Source organism: Vibrio sp. OPT20 (genome assembly GCF_963889365.1).
In the GTDB taxonomy this organism is placed as follows: Bacteria; Pseudomonadota; Gammaproteobacteria; order Enterobacterales; family Vibrionaceae; genus Vibrio; species Vibrio splendidus.
On the sequence record NZ_CAWPOA010000075.1, the window covers coordinates 154473 to 165725 of the forward strand.

Here is an 11253-nt window from a genome sequence, read left to right on the forward strand (position 1 = left end):
ACAGCTTATAAGTTGTTGTTTATTGCAACAACTTATCGGGATATAATCACCCATTATTTACATTGGTTTAACAGTTGCTCTTTGCTGGTGAAGCCAAAACACCCTCCAACACTATAAATTGGTAAGCACGTACTTACCTTGGGAATGTAAAGTGAGTTTAATGGATATGTCTCGTCGAATTTTAAGCGTTGTCATCGCAGTTTTAACCTTTTCAACTGGCGCAATGGCTTCAGGCCTTAGCGAAGCAGAGCAAGATGCAATTGCTGAACGCATCAAACCAGTTGGTCAAGTTTACCTAGTCGGCAGCGAACCAGTAGTCGCAGAACCAACAGGCCCTCGTGATGGCGCAACAGTTTACGGTACCTTTTGTATCGCTTGTCACGCATCTGGCGTAAGTGGCGCACCTAAAACAGGAGATGCTGGTGATTGGGGGCCTCGTATAGCTCAAGGTCGCGATATCCTAGCTAACCACGCAATCAACGGCTTTAATGCAATGCCAGCGAAAGGTTCATGTATGGACTGCTCAGACGACGAAATCAAAGATGCTATCGAGCACATGATTGCTGGTCTGTAATTTACCGATCTGTAATTAAAAATACCCAATTCAAAAAAGGTGACCCTATGGTCACCTTTTTATTTGTCTCTATTTAATGCTTTCAGAACCAGACGCTACTTTTTGTTGAACATCGCACGAATATTAGCAATATGTGCCTGTCCTTTTTCCATTCTTTCTTCAGCGGATTGTGGTTTCTTAACGCTTTCCCACTCCACATCATCATGCGGCAACTCGTCAAGGAAGCGGCTTTGTGTTGGCTTAATCAATTCACCGTACTGACGACGTTCACGACACTTAGTAAAAGTCAGCTCTTTCTGCGCTCGCGTAATCCCTACATACATAAGACGACGCTCTTCTTCTACATTACCTTCATCAACACTGGTTTGGTGTGGCAAGATGCCCTCTTCAGCCCCCATCAAGAATACATACGGAAACTCTAGGCCTTTCGAAGCGTGCAATGTCATTAGTTGAACTTGGTCTGCATCGTCATTATCTTCCCCGCGCTCCATCATGTCGCGTAAAGTTAAACGTTGAACAACCTCTCGTAGCGTCTTCTCTTCTTTATCATAGTTGTCACCTTCGAGGTCGGCCACAATCCAGCTATAGAGATCAGACACGTTTTTCATTCGCATTTCAGCGGCTTTCGGACTTGGAGAGGTTTCGTAGAGCCAATCTTCGTAATTAATGTCACGAACCAAAGAGCGAACCGCCTCAACTGTATTACCACGCTCTGCATTATCCGAGATACGAACAATCCAATCGCTGAAACGACGCAGGTTTTCCAAACCACGGCCCGTCAGCGTTTGCTCTAAGCCCATTTCGAAGCTGGCTTCAAACAGGCTTTTACCGCGCATGTTGGCGTAGCTGCCTAATTTTTCAAGCGTAACTGGGCCGATCTCACGACGTGGTGTGTTTACAATACGCAAAAAGGCGTTGTCATCATCAGGATTCACCAACACACGTAGGTAAGCCATGATGTCTTTAATTTCTGCTCTGGCGAAAAAGGATGTACCGCCTGAGATTTTGTAAGGCACGCGGTTCTGCATCAAGGCTTTTTCAATCAAGCGAGATTGGTGGTTACCGCGGTAAAGCACTGCATAATCTTTGTATTCTGTGCGATTCAAAAATTTGTGGGCGATGATCTCACCGGTAATACGCTCTGCTTCATGCTCTTCATTCTTAGCATTTAATACCTTGAGCTTTTCACCATCTGGGATCTCAGAGAACAGTGACTTCTCATAGACGTGCGGATTGTTGGCGATCAAGATATTCGCAGCACGCAAGATACGACTGGTTGAGCGGTAGTTTTGCTCAAGCTTAATCAGACGTAGATTTGGGTAATCTTCACCAAGCAACACCAAGTTTTGTGGTTTCGCACCACGCCATGAATAGATCGACTGGTCATCGTCGCCAACGACGGTTAAACGACCGCGTTCACCGACAAGCAAGCGAACCAATTCATATTGACTGGTGTTGGTATCTTGATACTCATCGACCAACAGGTAACGAATACGTGACTGCCAACGCTCACGAACGTCTTGATTGGTTTTCAATAGCAAAACAGGCATTGCGATCAAATCATCGAAGTCTAATGCGTTATAAGCCTTCATTTGTTTTTGATACATCTCAAAACAGAATGCAAATAACTGCTCTTGTTCACCTTGAGCTCGTGCTTTCGCCTGATCTGGCGTGAGCATGTCATTTTTCCAATTTGAAATAGTGCTCATCAAAGAACGCAGCAGATCCTTATCACCATCGATCTGTGTTTCAGTTAGTTCTTTAAGTAGAGCTAACTGGTCTTGGTCATCAAATAACGAGAAGCCCGCTTTCAAACCCAGCGCTTTGTATTCTCGGCGAATGATAGTTAAACCCATGGTATGGAACGTTGAAACGATCAGACCTTTAGATTCACCTTTACCCAGAGTTTGACCCACACGCTCTTTCATCTCGCGTGCCGCTTTATTGGTAAAGGTTACCGCTGCAATATTACGAGCCTTGTAGCCACACTCTTGAACCAAGTAAGCAATCTTGTTGGTGATAACACGTGTTTTACCCGATCCAGCGCCCGCTAATACTAAGCAGGGACCAGAAACATACTTCACGGCTTCATCTTGTCTTGGGTTCAGTCTCATTTGATTCTCAATTTGGTCTAGAGGGGCGAATTCAATTGCGCGCCTATAATAATGCTGCAACACCACGAATGCTACGTTCTCTTATACAAGATTTTTACGCGACTTGTGTAAAACTTTGTTGCACATGTGTATGGTTCTTGGGCTATAATGAATGAACGTTCATTCACTGGTGATGGAATAATGACAACTCATGCACCTCAGGATAAACGCCAACAAATACTTTCTGCCGCTGAAAAGCTCATTGCGGAGGTCGGCTTTCAAGGCCTTTCAATGCAAAAATTAGCCAAAGAGGCGGGAGTTGCTGCAGGCACTATCTACCGCTACTTCGACGATAAAGATCACTTGATAGATGATGTTCGAGTGCTCGTGACTCAACGAGTAGCAGATGCTGTTCAAGAAGGGGTTGATGATTCGGATCCAATTAAGCAACGCTATCGTACTATGTGGTTGAACATATGGAACTTAGCGGGAACGAACTTAGCCGCGATAAAAAATCGGGTTCAATATGACTCACTGCCCATCACAAATAGCCTAAACTTCAGGGAACTAGAACGTAAAATGTTTGCCCAAGTTGAGCTGCTATTTAATGAGGGTAAAGAGCAAGGACTGTTTAAACCACTTGATAATGAAGTATTAAGCGGCTTGAGCTTAGCGGCTAGTGTATCTCTAGCGCGAAAGCATTCTTTAGGATTTTACCAACTCGACGAGGCAGAACTAGAATCTGCAATAGAAGCCAGTTGGGATGCAATAATTAAACACTAGATCGGAGTTTTGACCATAATGAAAAAGTGGACTTTCTTCATGTTACTCATCGCTGTACTTCTTTTCGGCAGCGTTATTGGGTTCAACATGTTCAAACAACAAAAAATTGCTGAGTATATGGCCAACCGCCCTGAACCAGAGTTTCCAGTAACGGTTACTGAAGTTCAGCCGATCGACTGGGTTCCAGTAATTGAAGCTATCGGCTTCATCGAACCTAACCAAGGTGTCACGCTAGCGAATGAAACCAACGGTGTTATTGACCAAATCTCTTTTGGTTCTGGTACTGATGTTAAAAATGACCAACTTCTTGTTCGTCTTGATTCTGGCGTAGAAAAGGCAAATCTAAAGAGTTCTGAAGCTCGCCTGCCTGCGGCAAAAGCAAAATACAAACGCTACCAAGGCCTGTATAAGAAAGGTTCTATTTCAAAAGAAGCATACGATGAAGCAGAAGCAAACTACTACTCTCTATCTGCTGATATTGAAAGCCTAAAAGCATCTATCGAACGCCGTGAAATTCGCGCTCCTTTCGATGGCAAAGTGGGTATTCGTAACGTGTACCTAGGTCAATACCTGCAATCAGGTACAGATATCGTTCGTTTAGAAGATACCAGCGTGATGCGCCTACGCTTTACGGTATCTCAAACAGATATCTCTCGTATCAATGTTGGTCAGGCTATCGACATCTTTGTTGATGCTTACCCAGAGAAACCGTTTGAAGGCTCTATCAGTGCCATTGAACCCGCAGTAAGTATCCAAAGTGGTCTTATTCAAGTTCAAGCAGACATTCCAAACAATGATGGCAAGCTTCGTAGCGGCATGTTTGCGCGTGCTAACATCATTCTGCCTAAGCTAGAGAACCAAGTAACGTTGCCTCAAACAGCGATTACTTTCACTCTATATGGTGACAATGTTTACATCCTGACGGAAGAAGACGGCGTTCAACGTGTTGCTCAACATGTTGTAAAAGTAGGTGAGCGTACCGCTGAGATTGCACACATCCTTGAAGGCGTTAAAGCCGGTGATACGGTTGTAACTTCTGGCCAAGTACGCCTAAGTAACGGTGCCAAAGTTAAGGTTGTTGAAAGTGATGCAATCACTCCACCACCTGAAACACCTAAGCTGTAACTGGAGGCACAATGCGCTTTACTGATGTTTTTATTAAACGTCCAGTTCTAGCGGTATCCATCAGCTTTTTGATTGCTCTGCTTGGCTTACAAGCAATCTTCAAAATGCAGGTGCGTGAATACCCTGAAATGACGAATACCGTCGTAACCGTAACCACGAGTTACTACGGTGCAAGTGCCGATCTTATCCAAGGCTTTATCACCCAGCCCCTCGAACAAGCTGTGGCTCAAGCGGATAATATCGACTATATGACTTCTTCTTCTGTACTTGGTAGTTCTACGATTACCGTAAACATGAAGTTGAACACCGACCCGAATGCGGCGCTGTCTGACATACTGGCCAAGACAAACTCGGTGCGTTCTCAGCTTCCAAAAGAAGCCGAAGATCCAACCGTAACTATGTCGACCGGTTCAACGACCGCGGTACTTTATATTGGTTTTACCAGTGATGAGCTCGTATCAAGTCAAATTACCGATTATCTAGAGCGTGTAATCAACCCGCAGCTATTTACGGTAAATGGTGTATCTAAAGTCGACCTTTATGGTGGTATGAAATACGCACTGCGCGTATGGCTAGATCCGTCAAAAATGGCAGCTGTTAACCTCACCGCTACTGATGTTATGTCGGTATTGGATGCCAACAACTACCAATCAGCGACAGGTCAAGCTACTGGCGAATTCGTTCTTTATAACGGCAGTGCCGATACGCAGGTATCAAACACTGAAGAGCTAGAGAACTTAGTCGTTAAAAGTGGTGAGGGTGAAATTATTCGCCTGTCTGACATCGCTAAGGTTTCTTTAGAAAAAAGCCACGATATTTACCGAGCGAGTGCAAACGGTAAGGAAGCGGTTGTTGCAGCAATTAACGCGGCACCAAGTGCGAACCCTATCAACATTGCCGCTGATGTCCTTGAGCTTCTACCTCAATTAGAGAAGAACCTTCCAAGTAACATCTCGATGAATATCATGTATGACTCGACTATTGCGATTAATGAATCCATTCAAGAGGTTATTAAAACTATTCTTGAAGCGGCATTAATTGTACTCGTCGTAATTACTTTGTTCTTAGGTTCATTCCGTGCGGTTCTTATCCCGATCGTTACTATCCCACTATCTCTAATTGGTGTGGCTATGGTAATGCAGGCGATGGGCTTCTCTTGGAACCTAATGACGCTACTGGCAATGGTACTGGCTATCGGCTTAGTAGTTGATGATGCCATCGTTGTATTGGAAAACGTCGACCGGCATATAAAATTAGGGGAGTCTCCTTTCCGAGCTGCCATCATCGGTACTCGTGAAATTGCAGTACCCGTTATCGCAATGACATTAACGCTAGGTGCAGTATATGCTCCTATTGCAATGATGGGTGGTATCACAGGCTCGTTGTTTAAAGAGTTTGCACTAACCCTTGCTGGTGCTGTTTTTGTATCGGGCATTGTGGCGTTAACGTTATCGCCAATGATGTGTTCAAAAATGCTCAAAGCTCACGCCGAGCCAAGCAAGTTTGAGCAGAAAGTACATAGCGTACTAGACGGCATGACCAATCGCTACGAGCGTATGCTTGGCGCGGTAATGCAGCATCGTCCAGTCTTCATTGGCTTCGCTATCATCGTATTTGCAAGTTTGCCACTGTTATTCAAGTTCATCCCTAGTGAGTTAGCGCCTTCAGAAGATAAAGGTGTAATCATGCTTATGGGTACAGCACCTTCGAATGCGAACTTAGACTACATGCAAAACACCATGAATGACGTAAACAGCCTTCTGTCTGATCAGCCAGAAGTAGCGTATGCGCAGGTGTTTACAGGTGTTCCTAATGCAAACCAAGCTTTTGGTATCGCATCAATGGTTCCATGGAGTGAGCGTGAAGCAAGCCAGTCTGAAGTAGCAAACCGTGTTGGTAACTTGGTGAAAGATGTTCCTGGTATGGCCGTAACAGCCTTCCAAATGCCAGAACTTCCAGGTGCAGGTTCAGGCCTTCCTGTTCAGTTTGTTATTACAACACCGAACAGCTTCGAGAGCCTATTCCAAATTACGACAGAGATCTTAGCCGAAGTATCGACAAACCCGCTGTTCGTTTATTCAGATCTTGATTTGAATTACGACTCAGCAACGATGAAGATCCATATCGACAAAGACAAAGCGGGTGCTTACGGCGTGACGATGCAAGATATCGGTATCACTCTAGGTACTATGATGTCTGATGGTTACGTAAACCGTATCGACTTGAATGGTCGTTCTTACGAGGTTATCCCTCAAGTTGAACGTAAGTTCCGTCTAAACCCTGAATCGATGAACAACTACTATGTTCGTGGCGCAGATGGTAAAGCAATTCCTCTAGGCAGTTTAATCACGATTGATGTTGTGGCTGAGCCTCGCTCTCTTCCTCACTTCAACCAATTGAACTCGGCTACGATTGGTGCGGTACCGGCTCCAGGCGCTGCAATGGGTGATGCAATTGCGTGGTTTGAAGACACAGCTGCCAATAAGCTTCCAAGTGGCTATAACCATGACTACATGGGTGAAGCACGCCAATACGTAACAGAAGGTAGCGCACTTTACGCGACCTTTGGTTTAGCGTTGGCTATCATCTTCTTGGTATTGGCGATTCAGTTTGAATCACTAAAAGATCCACTGGTTATCATGGTATCTGTACCACTGGCGATTTGTGGTGCCCTAATAGCTCTGGCTTGGGGTGCGGCAACGATGAACATCTACTCGCAAGTTGGTTTGATCACCTTGGTCGGCCTGATTACCAAGCACGGTATCTTGATCTGTGAGGTAGCGAAAGAAGAACAGCTACACAATCACAAGACTCGTATTGAAGCGGTAATGGAAGCGGCGAAGGTTCGTCTTCGTCCAATCCTGATGACAACGGCTGCGATGATCGCGGGTCTAATCCCACTGATGTACGCAAGTGGTGCGGGTGCGGCTCAGCGTTTCAGTATTGGTATCGTAATCGTTGCAGGTCTAGCGATTGGTACTATCTTCACACTATTTGTACTGCCAGTGATTTACAGCTACTTGGCTGAAAAACACAAACCTCTACCTGTATTTGTTGAAGACAAAGACCTAGAAAAGCTAGCTCGCGTCGATGAAGCAAAAGCAGCGCACAGAGAATTAGCTGATAATAAGTAATCACTAAGTCGTAATAACAATAAAAAGGCTACTTCGGTGGCCTTTTTTTGTACGCCATAGGCGACATCTCAAGTGTGATTAAATAGAATAGTGACAAATATTCAGGAGTTTTAATTGATATGTTTGATCCAAAAAAACTAGAGCAGATTGCTAAGCAGATCCACGATTCTATGCCTCAACCAGTAAAAGAGCTTGGTTCAGACGTAGATCAAAAAGTCCGTCAGGTTATCCAAGGCCAACTGAACAAGCTAGACGTTGTAAGCCGTGAAGAATTTGATGTTCAAACACAAGTACTACTGCGCACTCGCCAAAAGCTGACTGAAATGGAACAAAAGCTAACGGACTTAGAAGCAAAGATTGCCGACAAGTAAGCGTAAAGCAAGAAAACTGAAAGGGTTGGTGTGAAAGCACCAACCCTTTTGTATTTCTGAAGATCAATCAAAAACTGAAAGTCGACAAAGACTGATCAAACAATGTTCATTTAATTGATTTTTAAGACTTTGTTACTAAAAGCAAAAAGGCTTGGTCAACGGCGACCAAGCCTTTTCATTAGATGTTGTGTTGCTTATTTATAACTCCAACCTGTAAGGAGTTAGTGATACTGCTTCGCTTTTTCTGCAAATTTATCAGTATCTAAGCGACTAATTAACCGCCTACAGCGATACGCTTCATGTCACTCATGTAGCTACGTAGCTCTTCACCAATGTACTCTACAGGGTGGTTACGGATAGCTTCGTTTACTTCAATTAGCTTAGCGTTATCAACTTGGTTAGATGTTTCACCTAGACCGCGGCCGATTACGTCAGTTGCTACTGAAGGCATGAACTTCTCACGTAGTAGCGGTGTGGCTACGTTAGCGAATAGGTAGTTACCGTACTCAGCAGTATCTGAGATTACAACGTTCATTTCGTAAAGACGCTTACGAGCAACTGTGTTTGCGATTAGTGGAAGCTCATGTAGAGATTCGTAGTAAGCAGACTCATCGATGATACCAGATGCAGTCATAGCTTCGAATGCTAGCTCAACACCGGCACGAACCATAGCAACCATTAGGATACCGTTATCGAAGTACTCTTGCTCTGAGATTTCTACGTCAGAAGTTGGGTAGTTTTCGAATGCAGTTTCACCTGTCTCTTCACGCCAGCCTAGTAGGTTCACGTCATCGTTCGCCCAGTCAGCCATCATAGTGCTAGAGAAGTGACCAGAGATGATGTCATCCATGTGCTTGTTGTAAAGCGGACGCATTAGGTCTTTAAGCTCTTCAGAAAGCTCAAACGCTTTAACTTTAGCTGGGTTAGATAGACGATCCATCATGTGGGTTACGCCACCGAACTTAAGTGCTTCAGTGATCGTTTCCCAACCGTATTGTAGAAGCTTGCCTGCATAGCCTGGTTCAATGCCATCAGCAATCATCTTCTCGTAAGATACGATAGAACCCGCTTGTAGCATGCCACAAAGGATAGTTTGCTCACCCATAAGGTCAGATTTAACTTCAGCTACGAAAGAAGACTCTAGGCAACCTGCACGGTGACCACCAGTACCAGCAGCCCAAGCTTTAGCGATATCCCAACCTTCGCCTTTAGGGTCATTTTCTGGGTGAACAGCGATCAGTGTTGGAACACCGAAGCCACGCTTGTACTCTTCGCGAACTTCAGAACCTGGACACTTAGGTGCAACCATTACTACAGTAAGGTCAGCACGTAATTGCATGCCTTCTTCAACAACGTTAAAGCCGTGAGAGTAACCAAGAGCAGCGCCTTGCTTCATTAGAGGCATTACTGTTTCAACAACGTTTGTATGTTGCTTGTCTGGAGTAAGGTTGATAACTAGATCTGCTTGAGGGATTAGCGTTTCGTAGCTACCCACAACAAAGCCGTTTTCATCAGCGTTTTTGAATGATTGACGCTTTTCATCAATTGCCGCTTGGCGTAGAGCGTAAGATACGTCTAAGCCAGAATCACGCATGTTTAGACCTTGGTTTAGGCCTTGAGCACCACAACCAACAATTACGATTTTCTTACCTTCAAGATATTCAGCTTCTGTCGTGAATTCTTCACGATCCATGAAACGGCAACGACCTAATTGGTCTAGTTGTTCACGAAGGTTTAATGTATTGAAATAGTTAGCCATTCTAGGGCACTCCTTTAAAAATAAGTCCGTAAGGTCGATATCTCTCTATCGAATGACTTCATACTAAAACAGACACTCCGTTGCTGAAAGTGATATATTCACAATTAGTTATTGCAATAAATGCAACATGGAAACGATCGCAAAACATGAACATAAAATCTCTACAATTATTTATACATTTATGTGATAGCAAGAGTTTCAGCAAAACCGCTGCTGCTATGCACGTCAGTCCTTCAGCACTTAGTCGTCAGGTACAAAAGCTTGAAGAAGAAACGGGGCAAGAATTGCTTATCAGAGATAACCGCAGTGTTGATCTCACTCCAGCAGGAAAGCACCTATTGCCAGTAGCATTAAGCATCGTTGGAGAGTGGCAGCAATACAATCTTCACCTGAAAGGTGGTGAGCAAGAACTTAAAGGTGAAATTCGCATATTTTGCTCGGTAACGGCTAGTTACAGCCACCTACCTGAGCTCATAACCGAATTCAGAGCTATTCATCCGTACATTGAATTTAAGCTTTCTACAGGCGATCCGGCTCAATCTATCGACAAGATTTTAAATGATGAAGCAGATATTGCTATCTCAGCGAAACCAGACATTCTTCCCTCAAGATTAGAGTTCGAAACCATCAGCGATATACCACTGTCAGTCATCATCCCATCCGGTGTAAGTAGTTTTAGCCAGCAGCTGCAATCAGATAAACCAAACTGGAATGAAGTACCTTTTATCATCCCAGAAGCAGGTACTGCACGAGAACGTGCGAACGCGTGGTTCAAAAAGATGAAGATAAAGCCCAACATTTACGCTCAAGTATCAGGTCATGAAGCGATCGTAAGTATGGTTGCTCTTGGTTGTGGGGTTGGTATTGCTCCAGATGTCGTCATCAACAACAGTCCTGTGAGAGATAAAGTCGACCGCTTAAAAATAGAGCCAATCAAGCCGTTTGAATTGGGAGTGTGCTGTAAGCGATCGCAGTTAGAAAATCCCTTAATTAGAGCATTTTGGCAGGTAGCTGAAGGTAAATACCTCCAAGACTAGTTATCTATAAGTGATAACAAGCCGGTGTGGAGTCACAGATAAAGAGCACCTTAGTGCTCTTTTTTGTTTTTCTAAACGACAAATATGAAAAAGCCCGCTGATTTCTCAGCGGGCTTTTCAATGGTGGTGGAGGGATAGGGATTTGAACCCTAGAACCGCTATTAACGGTTGCCGGTTTTCAAGACCGGTGCTTTCGACCACTCAGCCATCCCTCCAACAAATTGTCATCAATAGATTAGTACACTAATGATGTTGTTAATTGCTAATGCAAGTAACGATATTTAAAGCCTGGCGATGTCCTACTCTCACATGGGGAAACCCCACACTACCATCGGCGCTATTGTGTTTCACTTCTGAGTTCGGCATGGAATCAGGTG

8 protein-coding genes, 1 tRNA gene and 1 rRNA gene are annotated in these 11253 nt (G+C 44.3%); 6 read left to right on the plus strand and 4 right to left on the minus strand.

Annotation, left to right across the window (positions count from 1 at the left end; genetic code table 11):
• Positions 1-160: 160 nt before the first annotated feature.
• Entirely contained in the window at positions 161-574 is a 414-nt protein-coding gene (locus AACR09_RS17020; RefSeq protein WP_004735792.1) for a c-type cytochrome, read from the plus strand.
• A gap of 95 nt (positions 575-669) precedes the next feature.
• Here AACR09_RS17020 and rep read toward each other — a convergent pair whose 3' ends face one another.
• Positions 670-2688: a DNA helicase Rep gene (gene rep / locus AACR09_RS17025; RefSeq protein ID WP_193834451.1), complete on the minus strand. Its 2019-nt coding sequence runs from the start codon at positions 2686-2688 to the stop codon at positions 670-672.
• A gap of 180 nt (positions 2689-2868) precedes the next feature.
• Between rep and AACR09_RS17030 the strand changes: the two genes are divergently transcribed.
• The 4 genes from AACR09_RS17030 to ubiK all read left to right on the plus strand — a co-directional run bounded on the left by AACR09_RS17030 (position 2869) and on the right by ubiK (position 8080).
• A complete protein-coding gene (locus AACR09_RS17030; protein ID WP_198137852.1) occupies positions 2869-3450 on the plus strand; it encodes a TetR/AcrR family transcriptional regulator in 582 nt (193 codons plus the stop codon).
• A gap of 18 nt (positions 3451-3468) precedes the next feature.
• Positions 3469-4575, plus strand: coding sequence for an efflux RND transporter periplasmic adaptor subunit (locus tag AACR09_RS17035; RefSeq protein ID WP_193834452.1), 1107 nt, complete (start codon positions 3469-3471; stop codon positions 4573-4575).
• Between the two features lie 11 nt (positions 4576-4586).
• Positions 4587-7709, plus strand: a complete 3123-nt coding sequence (locus tag AACR09_RS17040) for a multidrug efflux RND transporter permease subunit (RefSeq protein WP_004735788.1) — start codon at positions 4587-4589, stop codon at positions 7707-7709.
• A gap of 119 nt (positions 7710-7828) precedes the next feature.
• Positions 7829-8080 (plus strand): ubiquinone biosynthesis accessory factor UbiK, encoded by a 252-nt coding sequence (gene ubiK / locus AACR09_RS17045; RefSeq protein WP_004735787.1) that lies wholly within the window; start codon positions 7829-7831, stop codon positions 8078-8080.
• Between the two features lie 274 nt (positions 8081-8354).
• On the opposite strand, the gene ilvC is transcribed toward ubiK, so the two are convergent.
• The gene (ilvC, locus tag AACR09_RS17050; RefSeq protein WP_017077813.1) at positions 8355-9839 is read right to left on the minus strand and encodes a ketol-acid reductoisomerase; all 1485 of its coding nucleotides are present in this window, start codon (positions 9837-9839) and stop codon (positions 8355-8357) included.
• 146 nt (positions 9840-9985) lie between these two features.
• On the opposite strand from ilvC, the gene ilvY reads away from it, so the two are divergent.
• A complete protein-coding gene (gene ilvY, locus AACR09_RS17055) occupies positions 9986-10876 on the plus strand; it encodes an HTH-type transcriptional activator IlvY (protein ID WP_054548024.1) in 891 nt (296 codons plus the stop codon).
• A 124-nt stretch (positions 10877-11000) separates the two neighbouring features.
• Here the strand turns inward: ilvY and AACR09_RS17060 are convergent.
• Positions 11001-11091: transfer RNA gene (locus tag AACR09_RS17060), tRNA-Ser, on the minus strand.
• A 71-nt stretch (positions 11092-11162) separates the two neighbouring features.
• Positions 11163-11253 (minus strand): 5S ribosomal RNA (gene rrf, locus AACR09_RS17065); the annotation flags it as partial.

Excerpts from the sequence above, each read along its gene's own strand:
- AACR09_RS17020 (WP_004735792.1), top strand. The coding sequence starts at position 161 with ATGGATATGTCTCGTCGAATTTTAAGCGTTGTCATCGCAGTTTTAACC.
- rep (WP_193834451.1), bottom strand. The coding sequence starts at position 2,688 with ATGAGACTGAACCCAAGACAAGATGAAGCCGTGAAGTATGTTTCTGGT.
- AACR09_RS17030 (WP_198137852.1), top strand. The coding sequence starts at position 2,869 with ATGACAACTCATGCACCTCAGGATAAACGCCAACAAATACTTTCTGCC.
- AACR09_RS17035 (WP_193834452.1), top strand. The coding sequence starts at position 3,469 with ATGAAAAAGTGGACTTTCTTCATGTTACTCATCGCTGTACTTCTTTTC.
- AACR09_RS17040 (WP_004735788.1), top strand. The coding sequence starts at position 4,587 with ATGCGCTTTACTGATGTTTTTATTAAACGTCCAGTTCTAGCGGTATCC.
- ubiK (WP_004735787.1), top strand. The coding sequence starts at position 7,829 with ATGTTTGATCCAAAAAAACTAGAGCAGATTGCTAAGCAGATCCACGAT.
- ilvC (WP_017077813.1), bottom strand. The coding sequence starts at position 9,839 with ATGGCTAACTATTTCAATACATTAAACCTTCGTGAACAACTAGACCAA.
- ilvY (WP_054548024.1), top strand. The coding sequence starts at position 9,986 with ATGAACATAAAATCTCTACAATTATTTATACATTTATGTGATAGCAAG.